Genomic DNA, 24,308 nt, shown 5'->3' with positions numbered 1-24,308 from the left:
CAGCACAAAGCTTTCTGGGAGTCGCATGGCATTTGAAGCGCGCTCTAGCGTGGCAGAGCACCCTCGAGCAGCTTCAAGCGTCGGCCTGCGTACAGGGCCCAGGCATAAGAGAGGGTGGCGACCACCATCGGCCCCAGATACCCCACCCGGTCGGCCAGCAAGCCCCCCAGCACCGGCGAAAAAGCCAGCAAGCCCACGATGGTGTTGGACAGGCCGATGTAGGAGCTGCGGGCATCGGTGGGGGCCAGGTTCACCAGATAGGTGGAAGTACCCACCCCGATGGAGGCCAGGTAGGCCCCTTGCAGCACAAACACCATCCAGAAAGCCGAGCCAGGCAGCAACAACGCCAGCAAGGGGGCCAGAGCGCCCAGGGCCGCCCCAATCAGAATCAGGCTGCGCGAGCCATAACGCCTCGAGATGCGTACCCACAGCAGGTTGGAAAGCACCGAGGATAGCGTATAGACCATCAGATATACCCCAATTTCCCCCTTGTGGCCCAGCACCCGCACCGCGTAGGCGGCGTAAAAGGGTTCGACCATGCTGGCCACCGCCAGCAAGACGCGTACCCGCAAGAAGCGACGAAAGTAGAAGTCGCGGAAGGGCAGGCCCAGCGAGATGCGCTCGGTGTGGGTCTCTTTGTCGGGCGGTTCGTCTATGAGGCCAAAGACGTGCCAGCCATAGGCAAAGGCCAGCGTGCCCAGCGCGAAGAGGATGGCATAGGGATAGGGGAATGCCAGCGGCAGTTCCAGGATGAAGCGCACCACAAAGCCCGCCAGAAAAGCCAGCGCTCCGCCCACCAGGTTGCGGGCTGAGAAAAGCCCGCTGCGGCGTTCCATGGGGATGGTCTTGCCGATGGCCTCCCAGAAAGGCAGGCTGGAAAATCCGGTAAAAAAGCCGTTGAGGGCAAGCCCGATGACAAAAACCCACAGCAACAGGTCGGGGCGCTGGGCCAGCGCAAACCCGCCCAGCGCCACCAGGCCCAGGCTGGCCACCCGCAAAAGGGCCATGCGCCGGTAGAGGGTAACCTTGACCGGCAGGCGGGCCACATAGGGGGCGATGAAAACCTGGGGCACCATGGAACCCGCGTTCAAGAGGGCGGGCAGGAGGCCAATGACCCAGTTGGGGGCCCCCAGCTTGGCGGCAAAGGAGGCCAGCACAATCGAGCCATTAAAAAAAGCGTCGCCCAACAGCACGAACCAGCCATTGAGCATTGCGAAACGGTAGTTGCGGTCTTTGAGGTCTAGAATACCGGGCGTGTCGGTCTTGGTCATTCCTACACTGGGCCCCTTTCACATTCTGCACCCGCGCTACAACGGGGTGACGATTGCCGAGCTGGTCAAGGCGCACCAGCCCGAGAAGATAGTCCTGGCCTCTTACAGCCCTGAGGAACTGGCGGCGCAGAGCTGGCGCGACCAGAACGAGGTCTCATTCTTTCACGTTTTGCCCTGGGCCGAAAGGGCAGGGGTGGCGGTGCAGGCCCTGGACGACCAGGCTCACCTCAAGGCCGAAGCAGATCTCTTCCGCGAAGCCCTGGGGCAGTATCCCAGGGGACAGCAGTGGTTGGGCAAAGTAGAGGGCCTCGAGGAATCCCTGAAAAGGCTGCTCAGCACCCCCCGCACCCCAGAGGATTTTGCCCAGGAAGCACTGCTGGAACTGCTCAGGGCCTACCACCAGGGCTACGTGCAGGCTTTTGGCGAAGGCCCGGCCACCGGCTTCCGGCGGCAGCGCATGGCACAGGTGGCCGAGCGCTTGCATGGTTCGTGGGGGCGTGTGGCGGTGCTGGTGGATGTGCTCGAGTACCCCCTGCTGCTGGAGCACCTGCCGGCTGGGCTGTACCAATTGCCAGGGGCCCACACCCCTACCGAACTCGAGCGCCAGCGCAGCGTGCTGGACCGGGCCTGGCAGCTCAACGAGACGGACGACTGGGCGGTTTTGCTCGAGCAGTTGCAGGAAGTGGACGGCCCTGAAGCCCTCTACTGCGCGGCGCAGATCTACCTGGCCGCCGGGCAAGCCGAAGATGCCTTTGCACTCCTGGAGCAGCTTGTCCACAGCGATTTTCAGCACCCCGCCTACCTGCCGGGCTACACCCTGGCCCGGTATGGGCAGTTGGCCGATGTGATGGGCCAGCGTGACCAGGCGCTTCGCGCCTACCAGGCCGTGCTGGGGCTTTCCTGGGTTCCGGTGGAGGCCCGCGAGATTGCCCTTGCGGGCCACAAAACCCCCTTTCGGCTGGGGCAGGCCTGAGCTTTATGGTCAGCCGGGCGGTGTACTTGCTGTGGCTGTTTTACCTGGCAGCGGCAGCCGGCACCCTGTTGTGGCTGATTCCCTGCCAGGTGGGTTTTTGCGGGGAGGTGGGCTTCCTCGAGCAAATGGGGGCCGGTACAGGCCTGCTGGTTTTTGGCCTGGTGCTGATGCGGGGGCTCTACCGACAAGAACCCCGGCTTTTTCGGCGGCCTGGCCTGCGGGAACTGCTGGGCTTGCCGCTGTGGAGCGTTCCGGTCTCGTGGTGCTTGGCCGGGGCAGCCTTTGCCTGGTTGCCCAGGGCCGAGGGCAACCTGGCCTTGCCCTCCGGTGCCGGATGGGGCGAGCTATTGCCCTTGTGGGTGGTGGTGGCCCTGGTGGTGCCGCTGGCCGAGGAAACCCTGTTTCGGGGGTGGATGTTGCGGGCGTTTCGCCACAACGATGGGGTGCGAGCGGCGGTGTGGCTGAGCGCCTGGGTGTTTGCGCTGGCCCACGTGCTGCCGGCGGTGGTGCTTTATGCGCTGGGGGCCGGCCTGATATGGGGGCGCTACATCGCCCGGGGCGGCAGCCTGTGGACAACCATTTTTGCCCACGCGCTGGGCAACTCGCTGCCCTTTGCGTTGTGGGCCCTTGGGGTCAGCCGCGATGGGGGTGCGCTGGCCGAGACGCCCTCGAGTGACCCCATTGCGGCGCCGTTCTTCCTGGGGGTGGGCCTTTTGCTAACCTATTTCTTCTTTCGCCGCAACCCGCTTCCTTCAGACAAAACCCCCCTGGGGTCGGAACGCTCACTGCCCCTGTTGCTCACCCTGGTGGGGCTGGGGCTGGCTTTTGCGTGGGCCCTGATCGAGACCTACCAGGCCTCGCCTTGAGGGGCGCACCCATCCGGAAACCCACCCTAGAGCGCTCTTCACGTATTCTGAGCCATTCGAGATTGAGAAAGCTTTGTCCTGGACAGAACAGTGGCCGCCGGGATGGGCGGCTACGTCGTTGAAGAGTGCGATAAGACCCAGCCTTCCCCAGAAGGGGAGAGGGCTCCTTCCTCCTGTACCTGGGCTGGCCTTATCCCAGCCTGCGCAGAACCCTGGGGGACCAGAAACCCAGTAGCCTCATGCCGCCGGGTTTGGGTGTGCCCTCGAGCCAGGCCACGCCCCCCTTTTTGAAGGGGAAGGTCTCACCTTTTTTGTGCCCGGTTAAGAGCCAGGCGCACAACTCGCTGATCCAGGGCTCGTGCCCCACCAGCCCCACCGACGCGCCCGCCAGCGTTTTCAATAGCTCGGGGCCGGGTTCGGTGGCCAGGTAGGGGGTCACCTCGGTCTCGCCATCCAGCAGGGGCACCAGCAGTTCGGCGGTCTGGATGGCCCGCAGCTTGGGGCTGTGGTAGAGGCGGTCAAAACGAGTCCCCAGGCGTTTGAGGCCCTGTACGGCCTCTTTGAATTTTTGGATACCGGCCTCGGACAGCGGGCGGGCGTCGTCGGACTGGTCGGGCGCGGCCTCCAGGGCAATGGCGTGGCGAATCAGATAGAGTTCCATACGGGTCGCTCTGGCTGAGGTCTAAATGGCCCCTACATCCCTGGGGTCGGCCATTAGCGTGCAGATGTTTCGGTTCAAAACCAGGGAAGCAGGTGCTGAACGAATGCACACCTTCGCTCAGGCCTGTGGGGCCCATTCTACCAGCAGCTCGCGCCCAAAGGCTTGCTGGAATAACTTGGCCTGCTTGCGGGTCTCGGACATCTCCACCCAGGGCTCTTCCTGGGCCAACAGGGTCAGGCGCACCTGCTTGGGGCCAAGGTCTACCTCCAGCCCCTCGACCCGCCCGGCCCGGCTGCGCTCGAGGTATTCGCTGATGCGCAGAATGGTGGCCAGCCGCACCAACCGCTTGGCATCGCCCTCCTGCAACACCGAGCGGTACGCCCCTGGCCGGGGCTCGCCCTTGCGGTGGTAGCGCACCAGAAGCCCCAGCAAGACCTGCTCGCGGTGGGTCAGGCCGGGGATGGCCGCGCTCATAATCAGGTATTCGCCGTGCTTGTGGTGGTCGTAGTAGCCCACGCTCATGCCGATGTCGTGCAGCAGGGCGGCCTCGTCTAAAAGCCGCTCCTCGGCCTGGCCGTAGCCGTGCAGGGGGGCCAGCAGGCGAAAGAGCAGGCGGCAGAAGTGGCGCACCCGGGCGGTGTGGCCATATTCCTGGGGGTAGCGGGCGAAGAGGTTGCGCACGTAGAAGCCCCGCACATCGCTCAGCAGGTGGGGCGCGGTCAGAAACTCGCGGTAGAAGGCCCCCTCCCGCACCCCCTGGCCGGAAATCCAGAGGCCCTCCAGCCCTGTCTCGCGCAGCACCGTGCGGTAGACCAGCCCCCCGGCCACAATCACATCGGCCCGGTCGGCCTGGAGGCCCTCGAGCTGCCGCCGTTGCTCGGTGCTGCGCTGGGCCAGCATCGCTACCACCGCCTCGAGCTCCTCCCGCGAAAGGTAATAGCCATGCACCAGGTCGAGGGGGTAGTCTTTGCGCCGCTGGGCCAGCTTGGCCAGATTTCGGATGGTGCCGCCCATCGCCACCAGGGGCAGGGGGTGTTCGCGCACCTGGGCTAGCACCTCTTTCATCTCCTTGCGCACGAAGCGCTCGAGGTCTTCTATCTCGCCCTTCTTGGGGGGGTTTGAGCGCAGAAACATCTCGGTGAGCCGCACCGCCCCCAGCGGATAGGCCCGGCCCGTGCGGTACAGCCGGTTTTCCATGTGCGAAAGCTGGGCGCTGCCTCCCCCCAGGTCCATGACCCAGGCCTCCTCGAAGGTGAAGGCGTTGGCCACCGCCAACACCCCATAGCGGGCCTCGTCCTCGCCGGAGAGCACCTGCACCTGGAGGCCCAGCTTGCGCACTTCACGCATGAAATCGGCGCTGTTTTCGGCGTCGCGGCTGGCGCTGGTGGCATACACCCTAAGCTCGTCCAGGTCGGTGGCCTGGGCGAAATCGGCGTAGAGCTTGAGGGCCGAGAGGGCCCGCTGCATCCCGCTTTTGCTCAGGCGGCCCTGGGTGGCCAGCCCCTCGCCCAGCCGCACGGTCTCCCGAATCTCGTCCACCAGCCGAAACTGCTTTCCCGGCTCGTAGGCATACACCACCAGCCGCGCGGTTCCCGACCCCAGATCCACAATGCCCAGCCGTCGCACCGCCCCATCGTAGGGCCTTAGCGCCGGAGGCTCAAGTTCTGTCAGGGTTGGCGTCATGCTTTTAGTGTGTTTCCGAAGAGTCAGAGGGGCGTAAAGGCGGGTGTATGGCTAACCTCAAAAGCGACCCCTGGGTTCCCCAACACTGCCCAAACACCCATACCTTGTCATTCCAAACGGAGCAAAGCAAAGTGAGGAAGCCGATGCGCTACCGTACGCTGCATTCCCTACCCCTCTGCAGCACCAGATTCCTCGTTGGCTACGCCTCCTCGGAATGACAGGGTGCTTTTTTATGCGATGGCAAGGGTTCGGCAGTTTTCCTGTTTCTGGCCCTGTGTTTGGAGGTGCGATAGACTCAGGTCAGGGTGAAAAAAACCAAGGTCAAGAAAAAAGCCTTACCGTCCCCTGACAAAACCGCCCAAGACTTGGAGGCGATGCCCAAAAAGCCCCCGGCCCCGCGCTTTGTCCCTACCCACCTGACCCAGGAAGCGAGCTGGCTCTCCTTCAACCGGCGGGTGCTGGAGCAGACCCGGCGGCCCGATTTTCCGCTGCTGGAGCGGCTGCGCTTTTTGGCGATCTGGGCTTCCAACATGGACGAGTTCTACGCCGCCCGGATTTCGCGGGCCTTTGCCGAGGAGCGGGGCAGCCCCAGCTACCTGGCCCTGATGAAGGAAGCCCTGGAGCAGACCGAGGAAGCTGGAAGGCTTTACCTCGAGTTCCTCAAGGCGCTGGAGGGGCTGGGCCTGCACATCCTGGAGCCCTCCCAGCTGACCCGGGCCGAGAAGCAGTTCTTCGGGGCCTACCTGGCCGAGGAGGTAGCCCCCCTGACCGACCTGATTCGGCCTGAGGCCCTGCCCGAGCTGGCCAGCCAGGCTTTGTACTTCGCTTCCGGCGAGGGGCTGTTGCAGCACCTGATTCGGCTGCCCGAGAGCGTGCCGAGGCTGCTGGAGGTGCCCGGGCGGGAGGGCGGGTTCGTGCGGCTGGGGGCTTTGGTGCGGATGCGCAGCGACCTGTTTTTGCCCGAGAACCAGAAACTCCCGCTCTATGAGTTTCGCCTGGTGCGACTGGCCCAGCTGGCCCGCTCCCGCGCCGACTGGGACGAACTACCAGAGGCCTTAGAGACCCGCCTGGACGGCAAGGTGAGCCACCTCGAGCTCGAAGAAGACTTTCCCCCTCTGTGGGCCGAGACCATCCGGGTGGCCCTGGGGCTGGAGCCTCCGGAGGTGTTCCGGCTGCCCCCGCCCCTCGACCTGAGTTTTGTATCTACCATCGTCTCGAGGGGGCCCGCCAGCGAAAAGTTCAAGCCCATTGCCATCCAGAAGCCCAAGGGCTTCGCCAAAGACCCCTTCGCCTACCTCAACAAGCGCGACCTGCTACTGTACCACCCCTTCGAGGATTACGGCGCGGTGGAAGCCTTCGCCCTCTCTGCTGCCCAAGACCCCAAGGTGGAAGCCCTGCGGGCCACGCTGTATCGCATTGGCGAGGAAAACGGCATCGCCCAGTCGCTGATTCAGGCCGCCAAAGCTGGCAAGGACGTGGCGGTGCTGCTGGAAGGGCGGGCCCGCTTCGACGAGCTGGCCAACCTCGAGTGGAGCCTGCGCTTCGCCGGGGCCGGGGTGCGGGTGCTGCCCTTGCCAGACAAAAAAGTGCACGCCAAGGCCCTGTACGTGCGCCGGGCGGGGAGCGAGTACGTGCACCTGGGCACCGGCAACTACAACCCCGTCAACGGGCGGCTTTACACCGACCTCTCGCTCTTCACTGCCCACCCGGCCCTCACCGCCGACGTGCGGGCGTTTTTTGAAGCCCTGGAGCACAGCCAGCCCCCGGCCCTCAGCACCCTCCGGACGGCCTCCTCCATCCGCGACCTGCTTTTGGAAAGCATCCAGGTGGAGGCCCACAAGAAGGGCGAGATAATACTCAAATTCAACCACCTGACCGACCCCGCCATCCTGAGCGCCCTCGAGGAGGCCCTGAACCGGGGGGCGCGGGTGCACCTGGTGGTTCGCAGCACCCTGACCACCCTATGGGCGGGCCTGGAGGTGAAGAGCCTGGTGGGGCGCTTTCTGGAGCATGCCCGCATTGCCGCCTTCAAGAACAAGGGCAAGTGGCGGGTCTGGGCCGGCAGCGCCGACGCCATGCCGCGCAACCTGGACCGCCGCTACGAGCTGTTTTTCCCCATCCTGGACGCGCGCGCCAAGCGCAAGGTGCTGGACATTTTGCAGGCCCAGCTGGCCGACGACCGCAACAGCTTTCTCCTGTTGCCGGGTGGAATGGAGCGGCGCTGGGGCGGGAAGCGGGATGGGCAGCGCTGGGGATAGGCTTTTTCAGCCCGGTTTGGGCTGCTCTGAAAGAAAGAGCTGGGAAAAGTCACGCCAGTGGGGGTTGAAGGTGCGGATTAGCTCGAGCTTCTTCTCGCGCCGCCAGCCCTTGATCTGCTTCTCACGCCGTATGGCTTCTTCGACCTGATTGGTTTGCTCGAAGTAGACCAGTTGATTCACGTTGTAGCGGGCGGTGAATCCCCCGGTTGGCTTGTGGCGATGCTCGTACATTCGCTTTGCGATATTGCTGGTCATGCCCACGTATAGCACGCGCTTATGACTTGCCAGAATATAGACCCAGTAGGTTTTCACGCTTTCATTGTTCCACGGGTGATGGGATTGTGTGGGTTGTCTGGGTGAAACGCTGTCATTCCAAGGAGGCATAGCCGACGAGGAATCTGGTGCTGCACAGGGGTGGTGAATGCGGGGGACGGAAGCGCGTCAGATTCCTCGCTGGGCTCGGAATGACAAACCCCTCTGTCTTTCCGAGGATTGGTACTGCATGGGGTTAGCGAACCGCAGAACACGACAGAGACGGGATTCCTCACCGTGCTTTGCCCTGTTCGTGGGCCCTTGCCTCCTGTGATAATGGAAATACCCGCAACTCACCCAATGGCGCCAGCCGAACCTGCTCCCCCGGCGCTGCGCTGAGCTTCACCACCGCTTCCCCCACCCCCAGGTTCACCCGGCACAGCCGCTCGCCCCGACCGCCGTAGACTGCCAGCACCTTTGCCGGCAGCCCTTCGGGTGCAACGGCCAGGTCTTCGTAGCGGAAGGCCAGCAGGCCCGGCCCCCTTTCCAGGCCGTGAACGGCCCAGGTTTGGCCGCCCAGCTGAACCTGGCCGCCTTGTACCTCCACGGCCAGCAGGTTGAGCCGCCCGAAAGCCCGCGCTGCGGCGAGGGTCTGGGGCCTGGCATAGACCTCGGCGGGGGTGTCCACCTGCACGATGCGCCCCCCCTCCATCACCGCCACCCGGTCGGCCACCGCCAGGGCCTCGTCGGGGTCGTGGGTGACGTGGAGGGCGCTGACCTGCTCGGCCCGCAGGAGCAAGGCCACCTCGAGCCGCAACTCTTCCCTTAGCACCGGGTCGAGCGCCGAGTAGGGCTCGTCCAGGAGCAGCAGCCGGGGTTTGGCGGCCAGGGCCCGGGCCAGGGCCACCCGCTGCTTCTGCCCCCCTGAGAGCTGGTGGGGTTTGCGGGCCTCGAGGCCGCCCAGTCCCACCCGCTCCAGCAGGTGATGGGCCTGCGCCCGGTCGGGGGTCTTCATCACCAGCAGGAGGTGCTCGAGGGCGCTCAGGTGGGGCCACAGGGCATGATCCTGGAACACGTAACCCAGCCCGCGCTTCTCGGGCGGTTGACGGGTCACGTCCTCGTTTCCCAGAAAGATGCGCCCCGAATCGGGCTCCAAAAGCCCCGCCACCAGGTTGAGCAGGGTGGTCTTGCCGGAGCCCGAGGCCCCCAGCACGGCCACAATTTCGCCGGGCGTAAGGTGCAGGCTGGCCCCAAACACCCCTGCCTTGCCGAAGTTTTTGGTGAGGTTCTCCAGACGTAGCATGGTGGAAGTCTCAGGGGTAACTCTGGAAAGCCGATGGTCTACAGTCTATGGCCGATAGCAAGAAACGGTAGAAAAATCGTGGGTTACTCGGTGCGAACACCTGCGTGCAGGCTAAACTAGCCCACCACGCCCTTGCGCGGTACCCACAGCAGCAGCAGCGACAGGGCCATCAGCATCAGCCCGATGGCAGCGGCCTCGCGGAAAAGCCCCCCGTTCAGGGCCGAGAGCACCGCCACCCCCAACGTTTCACTCCCCGGCGCGTAGAGCATGGCCGACAGGGTCAGCTCGGCCAGGCACAGCGGCAGCACCAAAAACACCCCAGCCGCCAGGTAGGGCCGCAGCAGGGGGAAGCCAATCTTCCACCAGGCCCGCCCGTGCCGCAGGCCAAACAGCTTGCCCACCCCCACCAGCCGCTCGATGCCGCTTTCCAGCCCAGCCTCCATCGAGCGCAGCATCAAGGCAGCAAAGTTGAGCAGGTACGCGAGCAGCAGAATCCAGGGGGTGGCATAGACCGGGGTGGGGGCCAGCAGCAGAATCAGGCCCAGGGCCAACAGGGTTCCGGGCAGCAGGTAGTGCAGGTCCAGCACCTGCCTCAGCCGCTTCAAAGCGCCGCGATGGGGGGCCAGCAAGAGCCCCAGCAGCAGGAGCAGGCCCGTAGCCAGCAGGGCCAGCAGCAGCGAGTTGAAGAGCCCCTGCCGCACCAGGGGCAGCGCCCAGGCGTCGCCAAAAGCCGGCTGGAAAGCCCCGGTAAAGGTGTTGAAAAGGGCCCGGCGCACCAGGCCCACCAGCGGAAACACCACCGCCAGCAGCGCGAACAGGATGAAGGCGCCTCTGGCTGCCCAAACTCCCCTGGGTCGGAGGGGCCGGGGAGAAGGTTCGCCGGTCGGCTGGCTGGAAAGCAACAGGGCTGGAACCGCCAGCAACCCCAGCAACAGCCCAATGGCCGCCGCCTCGCCCAGGGGGTCGGGGCTGGCCGGGGAGAAGAGCCGGGCATAGGCCAGGGTGGGCAGCGTGTAGACCTGGGCGGGCAGCCCCAGCACCGCCGGAACCCCGAAGTTGCCCAGCAGGGTCAGGTAGAGCGCCCCAAAAGCTGCTACCAGCGCCGGAAACAGCGGGGGCACCAGGGCCCGCACGCGCTTCCAGCCGGTCACGCCATGCACCTCGCAGGCCAGCAACAGCGGGGCCAGCTTGGATTCCAGGGCCGGGCGCAGCAGCAAGTAGGCCACCGGAGCGTAGTGGGCCGTCCAGGCCAGCAGGATGCCGCCCACCCCGTAGGGCTGAACGTTCACCAGTTGCAAGGCGTACAGGAACCCCAGCGCCCCCACGAAGGGCGGCACCAGGTAGGCGGGCAGCAGCAGCGTGTCCCACCCCGTGTGCAGCCGCGCCCGGAAGGCCAGCCAGGCCAGCCCGCCCCCCACCCCCAGGCACAAGAGACTCCCCAAAAGCGCCAGCAGCAGCGAAACCCCCGCCAGGTCGAGCACCCTGGGCAGAATGGCAAGGTCGCCCAGCCCCCGCCAGGCCAGCACCCAAAGCGGCAGGGCAACCCCCAGCGAGAGGAGTAGCCAGAACACGGTGGCAAGGGGTTGTCCCCTGGGCATCAGCGTTATCCTAACAGTGGAGGGGTGAGCACCTTATCGGGCGGTCATGCCAGGGGCGTTAAATGAGGCTCAGATGAGGCTTGACCTGACGTGCAAGGTTCAGGCCTGGGGTGGGCACTCTGACCTTTGGCCCCAGACCACAGACCCTATGCGTCATGCTCTCGGCCTTCCGCTTTCGCTCCTAGCGTAGATTGAACAACGTATTGAACTGCGTCAACAGGCTCTGCCGGTTGGCCTGGATGAACTCAGCCGCCGAGGGCACCGAGAGCACCTCCCCGTTCACCCCAGCGGGGCGGGGGGCCGAGGCGATGACGGGAATGTATCCTTGCTGGGCGAACAGGGCCTGGGCCTCAGACGAGAGCAGGAAGCGCAGAAAACGCTCGGCCAGTGCAGGGTTGCGGCTATTGCTCAGAATGCCGATGGGGGTGGGCACCAGAATGGCCCCGTCGCGGGGGTAAATCATCTTGAGGGGCGCTCCCTGGCGGATCAGGTCGCGGATGCCGAAGTCGGTGATGATGGCAAGGCCGTACTGTCCCTCGGCCAGCTTTTGCTGAAGGATGGGGTTGGACTGCTCGACCTTGAGGCCGTTGCGCTGGAGCTGCTCGAAGAAGCTGAAGCCAAAGCGCTGGCTGAAGGTGCCCAGGGTGGAGAGGGCCGCCCCGGAGAAGTTGGGGTTGGGCATGCCCACCAGATCGCGGTATTCGGGTTTCAAGAGGTCGCGCCAGGAGCGTGGTTCGGGGAGGTTGCCCAGCTTGCGGGTGTTCACCGCAATGCCGTTGTAAAGGAGCCGTACTTCGTAGTAGCGCCCGCCCTGATAGGCGAACCTGACCGGAAAGCCCGGGGTGGTCGCCCGCACCGGGCGCAGGCGGTTGGCAGCGGCCAACTCGCGGAAGAAGGTCTCGTCGGCCACCCACAGCAGGTCGGCCTGGGGGTTGCCCGCCTCGAGCTCGGCCCGCAGACGGGTAATCACCTCGCCGGTGCCGCTGCGGAAGACCTGTACATTGACGCCCGGATTGGCCCGCCTGAACAGCTCAATCATGGGGTTGACGTTGGTCAGGACTTCCGAGGTGTAGAGGGTGATGGTTTGCTGCTGGGCCAGGCCCAGCCCAAGCGCGACCAGCGAAGCCAGAAAGAATCGTTGCATGAAGCCTCCGGTGAAGGGTTCTATCCCCCAGTAGTGATTGTGTCCTGTTTATTGTCAGCCCGCGGTCAGGACAGACGTTGGGTTGGGCTACGAAAACCGTGGTTATCGGTCATGTTTGGGGCCTGAACCGCAGGGTGCTGGCAGGCAGTGGCCGGTCTCGCCTCAGTTGGGATGGGCTTTTGGCTCGGAGAGCTCAGGCGGCCCCGGCAATGATGCGGTGGTCTTTGAGCTCGAGCTTGCCCAGCCCGTGTTTGCGCGAGAGGCGCTCCAGGTTTTTCTGGCGCTCCTCCTGGCGGGCGGCATAGGACATATTGGCCCCGTGCATGGAGACCGCGACCCCCCGGCCAGGAAGCTGGATGAGTGGATAGCCCGCCGAGGAAACCCGCAGATACCAGTCCCAGTCCCAGTAATCGGCCATCTCCGGGTCGAAGAGCCCCAGCTCGTCGTGCAAAAAGCGGGGGTAAGCGGCACCGGTGGCGAGCAGGTGGTTGTCGGTGCGGAGCGAGAGGGGGCTGGCTTTATGGTCGAAAGGGATGCGCTCGAGTTCCAGCCCATCGCGCTCGAGCACCAGGTAGCCACCCCGGTAAACAAGCCCTGGCTGGGCCCTGAGTGCCCGCACCACCCGGTGCAGGTGGGTGGGGTCGAGCCAGTAGTCGTCGTCGTCGAGCAGGGCAACTATCGAGCCGGTGGCATGGGACAGCCCGGTGTTGCGGGCCTGCACCTGCCCCCGCCCCTCGTTGCAAACCCCCAGGATGCGGGGGTCGCGCAGGCTGTGGGCGGCCAGGATGCCGGAGCCGTCGCCATCGTCCACCACCACCGCTTCCCAGTCGGGGTAAAGCTGAAGCTGGAGCGAGCGCAGTGACCGCAGCAGCAGCTGAGGCCGGTTGTAGGTCGGAATCAACACACTGACCATGTTTCCCTCAGATTAAAACCCCTTTGTCAGACCGGTTTGGTACGCCCCCTGACATTTGGCTGACCCGCCTGACCCTGCTCTGACGCTCGGCCTCCACGCTCCCTTTAGAGAGGTAGACCATGCGAATCCTGGTGACCAACGACGACGGCATCTACAGCCCTGGGCTTCTGGCGCTGGCCGAGGTAGCCACGGCCTTTGGCGAGGTACGGGTGGTGGCGCCCGATGTGGAACAGTCGGCCATGGGCCATGCCATCACCATAGCCCGCCCCTTGCACTACCGCGCCACCCCGCTGGGGGGCCTCGAGGCCTACCGCGTGAACGGCACCCCCGCCGACTGCGTGGCCCTGGGCACCCACCACTGGGACACCGTAGACCTGGTGCTTTCCGGCATCAACCTGGGCTCCAACCTGGGCAACGAAATCTGGCACTCCGGCACGGTGGCGGCGGCCAAGCAGGCCGCGCTGCTGGGCATTCCCGCCATTGCCTTCAGCGCTCCCGTCAATGGCCGTGAGCCCGACTTCGAGGCCCTCAAACCCTGGGTGGGACGGGTGCTGGAGGCCCTGTTGCGTGAGCCCAAGCCCTTCCTGATCAACGTCAACCTGCCCACCAAGCCCAAGGGCATCCTGTGGGCCCGCCAGTCGGTGCGGATGTACGAGGGCCGGATTGTGCCCGGCACCGACCCTATGGGGCGCGAGCACTTCTGGTTTGCCGCGTACCCCGACCACGAGCCCGAAGAGGGCACCGACCGCTGGGCCCTCAACCACAACTTTATTGCCCTCACACCGCTGCGCCTCGACCTGACCGACGAAGCCCGCCTGAGCCAGGCTTTTCAGCTTGCGGCCTCGGCGGAGTGAGGTCAGACCTCATAGCCGATGGCTGAGGGTCTACAGCTCAAGCGAGCTATGTGTATTGTTCAGCTCACAGCTGAACCAGAACGGATGCCGATGCTCAGCACCGTGAAGCGATAAAAAACAAAGATAGTGGTGTCATTCCTGGCGCAGCGAGGCATCGGGTTCACTACCGTCTCCAACACTCACCACTCCTGCGCCGTGTCAGATTCCTCGTCGGCTACACCACCTCGGAACGACCGGTTTATCGTTGGATTCGACGATTCTTCTGCCTTTGTGACAGCCGTTCTCTGTCGCTGGCGCCAGCCGCCCTTTACCGTCGGCCATTGCCTACACGTTGAATAGAATCAACACCACATCGCCGTCCTGCACCACGTAATCCTTGCCTTCGGTGCGCACCCAGCCTTTTTCCTTGGCCTGGGCCCAGCCGCCTGCCTCCACCAGCTTGTGCCACTCGATGACCTCGGACCGGATGAAGCCCCGCTCGAGGTCGGAGTGAATCTCACCGGCGGCCTGGGGCGCTTTGGTGCCTTTACGAATGGTCCAGGCCCGCACCTCTTTCTCGCCGGCGGTGAAAAAAGTAATCAGGCCCAGGGTGTGGTAAGCGGTGTGCACCAGCCGGTTGAGCCCGGACTCCTCCAGGCCCAAAGTTTGCAGGTATTCGGCAGCTTCTTCCTCGGAAAGCTCGGCCAGCTCGGCTTCGATCTTGGCCGAGACCACCACCACCTCGGCGCCCTCCCGTGCGGCGGCCTCGCGCACCTTTTGCACGTGCGGGTTTTGGGCCCCGTCGGGCAGGTCTTCCTCGGCCACATTGCACACGTAGATGACCGGCTTGTAGGTAAGCAGGCCCATCTCGCGGGCGGCCTTGCTCAAGAGTTCCGGCTCGGCCCCGGCAAAGGTGCGGATGGGCTGGCCCTGCGAGAGGTGTTGCAGGAGCGGTTCCAGGACATCCAGCAGGGCTTTGTCGTCCTTGTCGGTGCGGGCCGACTTGCGCAGCTTGTCCAGGCGCTTCTCAAGGGTCTGGAGGTCGGCTAAGGCCAGCTCGGTGTTGATGGTCTCGAGGTCGTCCAGGGGGTTCACCTGGCCGGCCACATGCACCACGTTGGGGTCTTCGAAACAGCGCACCACGTGGGCAATGGCGGCGACCTCGCGGATGTTGGCCAGAAACTGGTTGCCCAGCCCCTCGCCCTTGTGGGCTCCCTTCACCAGCCCCGCAATGTCCACAAACTCCACGTGGGTCGGCACGATGGGGGGCACCCGTTCGCCCTTCACAAAGAGCTTTTGCAGGGCGGTCAGGCGTGGGTCGGGGAGCGTCACCACCCCCACGTTTTTGTCAATGGTGGCAAAGGGGTAGTTGGCGGCCAGGGCGCCTGCTTTGGTAATGGCGTTAAAGAGCGTGGATTTGCCCACGTTGGGAAGACCGACGATGCCGACTCCGAGTGATGCCATGGGGTTCCTCTGGGCAGGTCACTAAACCTGCACACAAGCCCCCATTCTAACCCAGACCGGCTGAAAGCCTGAAGCGGGGCCATCCTAGGCACAAGGCCGGTTGCGCCATGCCCGCTTCGGTGGTTCCATCGGCGATAGATGATGGGCCGACCCGGGCGAAGGGGGTGCTATGCGAGGCATGTCACCAGGCGCAGCGTCAGAGGCTCATAGGGATGTCCTTCATACCAGCGCAGCCCAACCGAGACTCACGCCGTCCGTCTTCAATCGCATAGGGAGGGAGCGGGTAATCAACTCCTTCGGGTGAGGTGTTCCTACAACTGTGCAATCAAAACTCAGATCAACGGGCCACCGCAGTTCCGCGCAACACCGGGCTTACCCTGCCAGGCCCAGGTGGGCTCTGGCCTCCTCGGCAAACCCGGCCCAGTCCAGCACGGCCCCGGCCAGGGCCAGGTAGCCCCGGGTGGTGCAGACCTTGCCCTGCCAGCGGTAGGGTTCTTTAGTGTGCTCTAAAGCGGTTCCGGCCAGGGCTTCTTTGGCAACGGGGTGAGCGGCCACCTTACCCGAGACCTGCCCGGCCTCCCACAAAAACAGCACCCCGTTGGCCCCCGTGAACAACGCCCGCAGGCTTCCCCACGTTTCGCCCAGCCAGTCTTGATGTTCTGCATCACGCCCCAGTTTGCGCATCTGGGGCCCGCCGGGAATCACCAGCACGTCGAGCTCGGGCCTGGCGGCGAAGGTGTACTTGGGTGTCCAGACTGCGCCCGCGCTGCCTTCCAGGGCGGTGCGGCCCCTGGCCAGGGTGAACCGCTCCCAGCCTAAAAGCCGGGCCACCTCCAGGACCAAAGCCGCCTCGGCCTCGAGGAAACCCGGTGTAAGCAAAACCCCCATTCGCATGGCTCCATGCTACCAACCGAGTTTGAAGCCAAAGCGGGTGGGCCTCAGGGGGTCGGTTTGACTGGCCTGTCGCCCATAGACCACACCGGCCCGTGTGCGGGGTACACGCGGGTCGCCCCTTTCTCCCGGAGGAGCCTCCAGCTTGCCAGTGCGACGGGGTTATTGAAGGTCAGGGCCTCTGCTGGAAGGTCGCCGGTGAACGCGAAACCGTTGTCCAGCAGGAGCGAGACACAGTGGTTGGTGTGGCCGGGGGTGGGCAGGATTTCCCCGGCCAGGCCCATCTGGGCCAGGAGATCGCGGCTTTGTTCGAAAGAAAGGATCACGTTGCCCTTTTCGGTAATCTCCACGTAACGGTCTGCGGGTTTGGTCCAGGTTTTCATGAGGGGGATGGCTTCGAGCTGAACCTCGAGCACCAGGAGCGGAACCCCCTCCCTTTTGAGCTCCTCGGCAAGCCCCGCATGGTCGATGTGGTAGTGGGTGGCCAGGGCGTAGCGAATCTCGTGCAAGGGGATTCCCATTTTCGCAAGATTGGCCTTGAGGGTGCCGAGGGTACCGGGCCAGCCGATGTCCACCAGTAGGCGAGAAGTACCCGCACTCACCACCCAGTAGTGGGTGGAGCGGTAGCCCACATCAACCACGGTTACGGGCCTTTGGGTATTCATTGCAGCCACTCAAAACGGTGAAAGGAAAGACACAAAAAAACTCAGTCAAAAGTGTTTTTCCGAGTGCGGCGAGGCATCTGATGCCCTGACATCCCCAACATTCACCAGCCTTGCGCCATAGCAGATTCCTCGTCGGCCAACACCTCCTTGGAATGCCCGGTGTATCGTTGTTGGATTTCGATCATCCTTGGGCAGTTATTGCAGCCGTTCTCTGTAAGTGCACTTTGGATAGCGGCCAACCAACCCTTTATCGGTCGGCCCGAGCCCTGCTTTTACGAGGTGTTGGTTTGGGCTGGCCCTGCACAAACGCCTTCAGGTCGGCGGCTTGCTGGGCTAAGGAGGGCAGGTGCACGTACATCATGTGGCCGGCAGGGTAGTAGTGCACCTGGATGTTTTGTTGCAGGTGGGGCTCGAGGCTCAGGTGGTTCAGGGTGTAGTCGGTAGCAAAGTAGGGGGTGGCCAGGTCGTAGTAGCCGCTGCCCACGTACACCCGCAGGAAGGGGTTCATGGAGAGGGCCTTGCGCAGGGTTTCGGCCACGTTCAGGTACTGGTTTTCGAACTCCTTGTAGCTCCAGCTTTCGTACAGGTTGGACAGAATTTCGTAGGGCAGGTCGCTCTCGAAGCCCAGCTCCTGCCGCACGTACTGGTTGAGGGTGGCGGTGTAGGGCCCCTGGATGGCGGCATAGCTGGGGTCGTATTCGAAGGTGGCTCCGGCAGCGTCGCGGTCGGTGCCGGTAAAGCGGCTATCCAGCCGGCCCACGGTTTTACGCTCGGCGCGAAGGAGCTCTTTGGTAAAGCGGAAAATCTCCAGACGCAGGTTGCAAGCCTGCACGTAGGCTTCCGAGAGCCCGGTGTAGCGAGCGAGCCTCTGGGCGATGCGCTTTTGCTCGGCGGGGGTTAGCTTGCTGCCCTGCATCAGGGCCAGGGCGTACTCGCCCTCGGCGAAGGCTTCCACCTCCTGCAAGACCGCCTCGAGCGGCTTTTGCTGAAGGTCTTTGGGAAGCTTTCGGTGATACCAGGCGGTAGCAGCAAAGCTGGGCAAAAACAGGAGGTGCGGCAGGTCGTGGCCGGGGCCAAAGCGGGCCGTGGAGAAGTCCAGAATGCTGCTGACCAGCATCAGGCCGTTCAGGTACATTCCGTGCCGCTCCTGCAAATACCCCGAGAGGCCCGCCGCCCGGGTGGTGCCGTAGCTTTCGCCAATCAGGTACTTGGGGCTGTTCCAGCGCCCGTAGCGGTGGGTGTAGAGGCGGATGAACTCCCCCACGCTCTCGAGGTCGCGCTTGAAGCCGTGGTACTCCTTGGTTTTCTCCCCTTCCACCATGCGGCTGTAGCCGGTTCCGACCGGGTCAATGAAGACCAGGTCGCTGACCTCGAGCAGGGTGTGTTCGTTGTCCACTAGCCGGTAGGGCGGCGGCGTAAGGGCCCCGGCGTCGCCCATCTCCACCCGTTTGGGCCCCAAAAGGCCTAAGTGCAGCCAGACCGACGACGAGCCCGGCCCCCCGTTGAAGGAAAAGGTGATGGGGCGCTGGCTGCGGTCCGCCACGCCCTCCTTGGTGTAGGCGATGAAGAAAACTTTGGCTTTGGGCTTGTGTCCTTCGGCCGTGCCGTCCTTTTCCGATTCCTCGCGCAGCACCACGGTTCCGCAGGTTACGCTGTAGCGCAGTTCCTTGCCTCCAATGCGGAGGCTGTGCTGGGTGGTGGTCAGTTGGTCTTGCGGCGTGGGTTTGGCTTCGGTGGTTTTGGTTTCTTCCGGCATGGGGTCATACTATAGCGCGAAGCACAAAGGCTCAAAATCGCGGCCAGCGATGCCCAGGAAGACCTTCTCAGAATCCTGCGATACCCTGGGCAGGATGAGTCCGGGTTGGAAGTACATGCTGGGGCTGGCAACCATGCTTTGCGCGGTGGGGCTGGCCCAGGTGGCCCCGGAGGCCGCCCAACTGCTGGAAAAGATGCGCCTCGCCCACGGCGGGCCAGCCCTGGCGAACCTGCGCACCTACCAGGAAACCGCCACCCTGACCACCTTTTCTGGGCCAGAGCCGGAGCGAGAGCTGACGGTGGTTTCGTATGTGGATTTTCCCTCCAAAAAGCTCAGGGTGGAGTACCGCGACGGTTCCAAGCTGATTCAGGTGCTCCAGGTAACCCCTGCCGGCGGCCAGAGCTGGAGCGTGGTCTCGGGGAGCAAGGCCCTCGAGGCCACCCTCTCCCAGGAACTGCGCAACGGCCTGTTCCAGACCTGGTATGGCCTGCGGCTGGGCGGCAGCGGGCGTGAACGGGCGCAGCTTTTGGGGCGTCGAACCTTTGGCGACCGAACCGGAACCGCTGTAGAGGTCACGACCCAGGGCAGCCAGACCACCTACCTGGTGAATGCCCAGCACCAGCTCATCGCCGAGCGCTACCAGAACAGCCAGGGACAGCTAACGGTGCTCTACGCCGACCTGCGGCGAGTCTCAGGCCTCCAGATTCCCTTCCAGGCCCGCCTTTATGCCGATGGCACCCTGTTTGCCGAGGTCAAGGTGCGCCAGGCTAGGGTCAACCCGGTGCTGGGGCCGGAGACTTTTCGGATGCCATAGGAGGCCGAAAGCCGAAAGCTTTTTGACCTGCGACACTTTTCGAGTACACCTCATAACGAACCCATATCGCCTGCGCAGTTGTGATTTGGGCAACCCATTTTTCAGACTTGGGCGCTAAAAATAGAGCATGGACAAACGGCGGTTTTGGGGGGTCGTGCTGGTGTTGTGGGCCGGGCTCGGCCTGGCCAGCCCCGCCCAGGATTTGCTCAACGAAGTGAGTCGTTTGCTGAACGACTACTACGGAGGTTTTTCCCAGGTCAGGCCGCAGGAACTGCGCCAGAAATACCAGGGGGAGCTTGAGAAAATCTGCGCCCAGGAAGTGGTTTGCCCTGCGAACAAGGCCTACACGGTGATTGCTTCGCTGGTGGCCGAGATTGGAGACCGCCACACCCGCTACTTCACCCCCGAAGACTACGCCGAAATCCAGCGTCGCCTGGCCGGAACCAGCAGCAGCCGCCCTCAACTGGGGGTGCAGCTCCAGGTGGTGCCGGGATTGGAGGGCCTGCTGGTGGTGGAGGTCAGCCCCGAGACCCCCGCCGAGGAAGCGGGTCTGCGCCGGGGTGACCGCATTCTGGCCGTAAATGGCGAGCCCTTGCCCCAGGCCGAAACGGAGCGCAGCAACTTTTTGCGGGAGCGCCTCGCCACCGGCGCCCCGGTGAGCCTGACCATCCAGCGGGTTCAACAGCGTTTTGAGGTGGAAGTGCGCCCCCGGATTATCTCCCTGCGCCAGCTACCCTCGCTCAGCCTGCGCCCGGATGGGATTGCAGTCTTGCGCATCCCTTCCTTTAGCGGCTACCAGCAGGTGGGGCCGCGCATCCACGAGCTGGTGCGCCAGGCCCAGGCAGCGGGGGCCAAGGGCATGGTGATTGACCTGCGCAACAACGGCGGGGGGGTCTTGAGCGAGTGCCTGGTGGGGGCTGGGGCCTTTGTGCAGGAGACCTACCGACGCTTGCAGGACAACCTGCGGGCCAGCGAACAGGGCTACAAAGACGGCTACTACTACTTCCGCTCGGGAGGCCGAGACCGGCCCCAGTACGAGGTGCAGGCCGTTCGCTGGACAGCCCCGGTGGTGGTGCTGGTGAACGAACGCACCGCCTCGTGCGCGGAGTATTTCACCTTCGATTTGCAAGAGGGCCGCCAGGCCCCGGTGATCGGACAGCCCACCGCCGGGGTGGGCAACACCGCCACCATCTTCCTGAGGCTGAGCGATGGTTCAGGTTTGCAGGTGACCACCTCGAGGGCCCAGCGCAAGGACGGCAGCTTTTACCCCGACCGCGTGACCCCCAGCGTGAGCTTCGCCGACGACTTTCAGGCCCTGGCCCAAGGCCGCGACCTGATGCTGGAAAAAGCCATTGAGCTTTTGATGGGTGTGAATGTGGGGGTGGAGCAGGAGTAATCTCGCTCGGCGTGGCCAAGAGGCCTGGGTCGAAGTCAGCCCAGAGCAGTCTCTAATGGCGTTTGGCGGGGGTAATACCAGCTTTGGGCATTCGAGTAACTTTCAGGAATACAAGAGGTGGGGGTGGTCGGATGCACTGGCTTCCTACCCTCACCCCTGCGCCCTGCCTCACCGCTCCCACAGCGGCCAGGTGTTCAGGCAGCGATGGCTGGACTGGCCTTTGCCCGGCGCTTCACAAGCCCTCCACCGGCTCGGTTTCCAGCGCCCGGATGGCCTCGCGCAACCAGTCGGGGATGCGGGCGGGCTTGCCTTCTTCCAGCCAGACCACCACCACCTTGATGCGGGCGGCCAGCCCGCCGTTGGCCCAGATCTCGCTATGGGTGCGGAAGCTCGAGTTTCCCACCCGCTCCACCCGCAGGGCGATTTCCACCTTCTGACCGAACAAAATGGGCGTGAGGTAGTCCACCTCGGCCCGCGCCATCACAAAATGGCCGCTGTCTATGGCGGCGCCGGCGCGCTGGAGGTAGTGGCCCCGGGCCACCTCGTCGTAGGTCAGATAAACCGCGTTGTTGACGTGCTTGAGGGTGTCCAGGTCGCTAAAGCGCACCTCGAGGGGAACTCGCACCGGAAAACGCATGCCCTGGATTCTATCCTGACCCCGCTTGAATCCCTATACTTGGGCCTATGAGCCAGGCCACCGCCGAGCTTCCGACCTGGGATTTGGACGCCCTGTTTCCAGGCTTTGAGTCCGAAAAGTTTCTGACCACCTGGCGCGAGGTAAAGACCCAACTCCAGGATTTGCAGGACTTCATGCAGGCCCACCGGATTGGCCAGGAGGGCGCTCTGACCGACCCAAAGACCTTCGGCGCCATGCTGGAAAAGCTCAACACCTTTGGCGATACCCTGGGGCCCTTGTATGCCTATGTGCTGATGCGGGTGGATGCCGATAGCGCCGACCTGGCCGCCCAGGCCAAGCTTTCGGAGCTCGAGCTGCTCTACCTCGAGTACCTGAAACTGCGCCCCAGGCTCCAGCGCTGGCTGGCCCAGCTCGATGCCGACGCAGTGCAGGCGGGTGATTACCGGATTCTGCTCGAGGAAGCCAGAACCCAGACCCAGCACCTGATGTCCGAGCCTGAAGAGGTGCTGGCCTCCGAACTCTCGCTCTCCGGGGGGCGGGCCTGGGTCAAGCTGCACGGCAACCTGACCAGCCAGATCAGCGCAGTGGTGCAGGGGGAGGAGCTGCCCATCAGCGCCGTGCGGAACCTGGCCATGCACCCCGACGAGGCCGTGCGCAAGGCCGCCTACGAGGCCGAACTCCAGGCCTGGAAAGCCCATGAAATACCCCTGGCCGCAGCCCTCAACGGCTACAAGGGCGAGGTCTCGACCCTGAACCGCAAGCGCGGCTGGCCGGATGACCTGGCCCCAGCCCTCTTCGAAAACCGCATCTCCCGCAAGACCCTCTGGGCCATGCAGCAGGCGATGGTGGACAGCTTTCCGCACTGGCGGCGCTATTTTGCGATCAAAGCCCGGGCCCTGGGAAAGGACCGGCTCGACTGGTGGGACCTGTTTGCCCCCGTGCTACGGCCTGGGGTCACGCCCAAAAAGTGGGGCTGGGAAGAGGGGCAGCAGTTCATCACCGAGCACCTGGCCGGCTTCTCGCAGGCGGCTGCCGACCTGGCCCGGCGGGCCTATGCCGAGCGCTGGTTGGATGCGCCCCCGCGCAAGGGCAAGGTGGGCGGGGCCTACTGCACGCCGGTCGGGCAGGGGCGTTCGCGCATCCTGCTCAACCACGAGGACAGTTTCGATTCCCTCTCGACCCTGGCCCACGAGCTGGGCCACGCCTACCACAACCACTGCTTGCGGGAAGTACCCTACCTGCTGCGCCAGGAGCCCATGACCCTGGCCGAGACCGCTTCCATCATGAACGAGACCGTGGTGGGGGAGGCTGCCTTGCGGGTGCTACCCCCCGCTGAGCAGCTGGGGGTGCTCGAGGGCGGCCTGCAAAACGCGGCCCAGGTTATTGTGGACATTCATGCCCGCTTCTTGTTTGAGCAGACGGTGTTTGCTAAGCGGCGCGAGCGGGAGCTTTCGGCAGAGGAGTTCTGCCAGGCCATGTTGGAGGCCCAGCTCGAGACCTACGGGGAGGCCCTGGCCACCTACCACCCCTATATGTGGGCGGTGAAGGGGCACTACTACGGCTCGAACTTCTACAACTTCCCCTACGCCTTCGGGCTCCTGTTTGGCCTGGCGCTGTACCGGCGATACCTGGAAGAGGGGGCAGGTTTTGTGGCCCAGTACGATCAGCTCCTGGCCTCGGTGGGGAAGTACCGCGTCGAAGAGCTGGCCGCCCGGTTTGGCTTCGACCTGGAATCGGAGATCTTCTGGCAAGAGGGAATGGCTGTCCTGGTCAGGCGAATCGAGCAATTTGAGCAAATGGTAAATAATCAATAGAAAAGTAAAACTCAGTAAATGTAAACACGATATTGACAAAAAGTAAAATCCTGGTTTATAGTGATGACCAGGGGGGAAGCCATGTTCGGAAATTTCAATCAAGACGAATTGGCCGCCATCATCACAGCCAAAATCGACGCCTACCGCCAGGAAGCCGAGCGGGAGCGGCAACGGCCCAAGCAGGCTTTCCGCCGTCGTGTTGCCCAGCAGCTTCGGGCCTGGGCCGAGGCTTTAGAGCCTGCCCCCGGCGTGAACCGAGCCAACCGGCGCTTGCGCGGGGCTTGAGTAACCAGAAGTGAGTCTGAAGCTCCCAGTGGAGGTTCTTATGTCTGAAACTGAACGAATCCAGGCCTTATTGCAAGCGGGCAAAATCACCCAGCAGGAAGCCGACATACTGCTGGCGGCCCTCGAGGAAGGCGACACCGCAACCCAACAGGCCCAGGCCACCCTGGGCGAGCAGTACGCCGCCCCGGCCAGCTGGCAGCCCGAAGGGTTGCGCTGGGTGCGGGTCAAACTTACGGCAGGCCAGCTCGAGGCCCGGCTCGACGAGAGCCTCCAGATGCCGGTGGTTGAAGGGCCGGCGGAAGTGCGTTCGGTGGGGGCCGACCTCGAAGTGTGGCCCGAGACGGCGGGGGAGGGCTTTTTTGGCTTGCTGGGCCGGGTTGGTTCGCTGGAATTGCGCCTCCCGCCCGGCTGGGGGCTGGAGATAGACGGCAAAGCGGCTCAGGTGGAAGCCGAGGGCGTTGCATTCCTCAAGGGCCGGGTGGCGGCGGGCAATGTGGAGCTTCAGGCCGTGGAAGGGCTCGACCTCGAGGTCACGGCGGGCAACATTGACGGCTCCCTTTTGCTGCGCGAGGGTCAGCACCGCCTGCGGGCCTCGATGGGCAACGTCGAGCTGGAAATGCTACCCGGCAGCAGCGTATGCCTCAGCCCCAGCGTGAGCCTGGGCAACCAGGAGATACGCGGATTTGACCGCACGGCGAACGGAGCCGCCCGGCGGCTGGGGGAGGGCCGGGCCAGCCTCGAGGTCTCGGTGCGCATGGGCAACCTGGAGGTAAAGGCGAGGTAGGCCCCGACCCCATAAGCCCAAAGCGGGTTCGGCCTCGAGTTGTGAAC

Annotated in this window: 22 protein-coding genes; 9 read left to right on the top strand and 13 right to left on the bottom strand. The window is 64.2% G+C overall.

Features of this window, described 5'->3' with window-relative positions; translation table 11 throughout:
• Window positions 1-44: 44 nt before the first annotated feature.
• Window positions 45-1,271: an MFS transporter gene (locus NZN28_RS02660; RefSeq protein WP_295395224.1), complete on the bottom strand. Its 1,227-nt coding sequence runs from the start codon at window positions 1,269-1,271 to the stop codon at window positions 45-47.
• Between NZN28_RS02660 and NZN28_RS02655 the strand changes: the two genes are divergently transcribed.
• Both NZN28_RS02655 and NZN28_RS02650 read left to right on the top strand, forming a co-directional pair.
• Window positions 1,255-2,244 carry a hypothetical protein gene (locus NZN28_RS02655; protein ID WP_295395223.1) on the top strand — a complete coding sequence of 330 codons (990 nt, stop codon included), beginning with the start codon at window positions 1,255-1,257 and terminating at the stop codon, window positions 2,242-2,244. The genes NZN28_RS02660 and NZN28_RS02655 overlap by 17 nt on opposite strands.
• A 5-nt stretch (window positions 2,245-2,249) precedes the next feature.
• Window positions 2,250-3,110 carry a CPBP family intramembrane glutamic endopeptidase gene (locus NZN28_RS02650; protein WP_295395222.1) on the top strand — a complete coding sequence of 287 codons (861 nt, stop codon included), beginning with the start codon at window positions 2,250-2,252 and terminating at the stop codon, window positions 3,108-3,110.
• Between the two features lie 190 nt (window positions 3,111-3,300).
• Here NZN28_RS02650 and sixA read toward each other — a convergent pair whose 3' ends face one another.
• Together sixA and NZN28_RS02640 are read right to left on the bottom strand one after the other, a co-directional pair.
• Entirely contained in the window at window positions 3,301-3,771 is a 471-nt protein-coding gene (gene sixA / locus NZN28_RS02645; protein WP_295395221.1) for a phosphohistidine phosphatase SixA, read from the bottom strand.
• 117 nt (window positions 3,772-3,888) lie between these two features.
• On the bottom strand, window positions 3,889-5,454 hold the full coding sequence (locus NZN28_RS02640) for a Ppx/GppA phosphatase family protein (RefSeq protein ID WP_295395220.1): 1,566 nt from the start codon (window positions 5,452-5,454) through the stop codon (window positions 3,889-3,891).
• 374 nt (window positions 5,455-5,828) lie between these two features.
• Here NZN28_RS02640 and NZN28_RS02635 point away from each other — a divergent pair, with 374 nt between their 5' ends.
• Window positions 5,829-7,712 carry a polyphosphate kinase gene (locus NZN28_RS02635; RefSeq protein ID WP_295395242.1) on the top strand — a complete coding sequence of 628 codons (1,884 nt, stop codon included), beginning with the start codon at window positions 5,829-5,831 and terminating at the stop codon, window positions 7,710-7,712.
• Window positions 7,713-7,718: 6 nt separating this feature from the next.
• On the opposite strand, the gene NZN28_RS02630 is transcribed toward NZN28_RS02635, so the two are convergent.
• The 5 genes from NZN28_RS02630 to NZN28_RS02610 form a co-directional block, all read right to left on the bottom strand.
• Complete coding sequence (locus tag NZN28_RS02630; RefSeq protein WP_295395219.1) at window positions 7,719-8,024, bottom strand: GIY-YIG nuclease family protein; 306 nt, start codon at window positions 8,022-8,024, stop codon at window positions 7,719-7,721.
• A 232-nt stretch (window positions 8,025-8,256) separates the two neighbouring features.
• Window positions 8,257-9,267, bottom strand: coding sequence for an ABC transporter ATP-binding protein (locus tag NZN28_RS02625; RefSeq protein ID WP_295395218.1), 1,011 nt, complete (start codon window positions 9,265-9,267; stop codon window positions 8,257-8,259).
• 116 nt (window positions 9,268-9,383) lie between these two features.
• Entirely contained in the window at window positions 9,384-10,865 is a 1,482-nt protein-coding gene (locus tag NZN28_RS02620) for an iron ABC transporter permease (protein WP_295395217.1), read from the bottom strand.
• A 181-nt stretch (window positions 10,866-11,046) separates the two neighbouring features.
• Entirely contained in the window at window positions 11,047-12,009 is a 963-nt protein-coding gene (locus NZN28_RS02615; protein ID WP_295395216.1) for an ABC transporter substrate-binding protein, read from the bottom strand.
• Window positions 12,010-12,202: 193 nt separating this feature from the next.
• Window positions 12,203-12,922, bottom strand: a complete 720-nt coding sequence (locus NZN28_RS02610) for a glycosyltransferase (RefSeq protein WP_295395215.1) — start codon at window positions 12,920-12,922, stop codon at window positions 12,203-12,205.
• A 119-nt stretch (window positions 12,923-13,041) separates the two neighbouring features.
• Here NZN28_RS02610 and surE point away from each other — a divergent pair, with 119 nt between their 5' ends.
• Window positions 13,042-13,776, top strand: coding sequence for a 5'/3'-nucleotidase SurE (surE, locus tag NZN28_RS02605; RefSeq protein ID WP_295395214.1), 735 nt, complete (start codon window positions 13,042-13,044; stop codon window positions 13,774-13,776).
• Window positions 13,777-14,100: 324 nt separating this feature from the next.
• Here the strand turns inward: surE and ychF are convergent, their stop codons facing one another.
• From ychF to NZN28_RS02585, 4 genes are all read right to left on the bottom strand, one after another.
• Window positions 14,101-15,219: a redox-regulated ATPase YchF gene (gene ychF / locus NZN28_RS02600; protein WP_295395213.1), complete on the bottom strand. Its 1,119-nt coding sequence runs from the start codon at window positions 15,217-15,219 to the stop codon at window positions 14,101-14,103.
• A gap of 372 nt (window positions 15,220-15,591) precedes the next feature.
• Window positions 15,592-16,113: a DJ-1/PfpI family protein gene (locus NZN28_RS02595; protein ID WP_295395212.1), complete on the bottom strand. Its 522-nt coding sequence runs from the start codon at window positions 16,111-16,113 to the stop codon at window positions 15,592-15,594.
• Between the two features lie 44 nt (window positions 16,114-16,157).
• The gene (locus tag NZN28_RS02590; RefSeq protein WP_295395211.1) at window positions 16,158-16,775 is read right to left on the bottom strand and encodes an MBL fold metallo-hydrolase; all 618 of its coding nucleotides are present in this window, start codon (window positions 16,773-16,775) and stop codon (window positions 16,158-16,160) included.
• A gap of 247 nt (window positions 16,776-17,022) precedes the next feature.
• Entirely contained in the window at window positions 17,023-18,531 is a 1,509-nt protein-coding gene (locus tag NZN28_RS02585) for a peptidase S10 (RefSeq protein WP_295395210.1), read from the bottom strand.
• Between the two features lie 94 nt (window positions 18,532-18,625).
• Between NZN28_RS02585 and NZN28_RS02580 the strand changes: the two genes are divergently transcribed.
• Window positions 18,626-19,345 carry a hypothetical protein gene (locus NZN28_RS02580; RefSeq protein WP_295395209.1) on the top strand — a complete coding sequence of 240 codons (720 nt, stop codon included), beginning with the start codon at window positions 18,626-18,628 and terminating at the stop codon, window positions 19,343-19,345.
• 127 nt (window positions 19,346-19,472) lie between these two features.
• Complete coding sequence (locus NZN28_RS02575; RefSeq protein ID WP_295395208.1) at window positions 19,473-20,741, top strand: S41 family peptidase; 1,269 nt, start codon at window positions 19,473-19,475, stop codon at window positions 20,739-20,741.
• 232 nt (window positions 20,742-20,973) lie between these two features.
• Here the strand turns inward: NZN28_RS02575 and NZN28_RS02570 are convergent, their stop codons facing one another.
• Complete coding sequence (locus tag NZN28_RS02570; protein WP_295395207.1) at window positions 20,974-21,378, bottom strand: thioesterase family protein; 405 nt, start codon at window positions 21,376-21,378, stop codon at window positions 20,974-20,976.
• Window positions 21,379-21,425: 47 nt separating this feature from the next.
• Here NZN28_RS02570 and NZN28_RS02565 point away from each other — a divergent pair, with 47 nt between their 5' ends.
• From NZN28_RS02565 to NZN28_RS02555, 3 genes are all read left to right on the top strand, one after another.
• Entirely contained in the window at window positions 21,426-23,192 is a 1,767-nt protein-coding gene (locus NZN28_RS02565; protein WP_295395206.1) for a M3 family oligoendopeptidase, read from the top strand.
• Window positions 23,193-23,273: 81 nt separating this feature from the next.
• A complete protein-coding gene (locus NZN28_RS02560; RefSeq protein ID WP_295395205.1) occupies window positions 23,274-23,477 on the top strand; it encodes a hypothetical protein in 204 nt (67 codons plus the stop codon).
• A 40-nt stretch (window positions 23,478-23,517) separates the two neighbouring features.
• Entirely contained in the window at window positions 23,518-24,261 is a 744-nt protein-coding gene (locus NZN28_RS02555; RefSeq protein WP_295395204.1) for a hypothetical protein, read from the top strand.
• The last annotated feature ends 47 nt before the right edge of the window (window positions 24,262-24,308 follow it).

Origin of the sequence: Meiothermus sp. (genome assembly GCF_025056915.1) — a bacterium.
Classification (GTDB): domain Bacteria; phylum Deinococcota; class Deinococci; order Deinococcales; family Thermaceae; genus Meiothermus.
The sequence above is the reverse complement of the archived record's forward strand: the minus strand, read 5'-3'. Positions and strand labels throughout refer to the sequence as shown.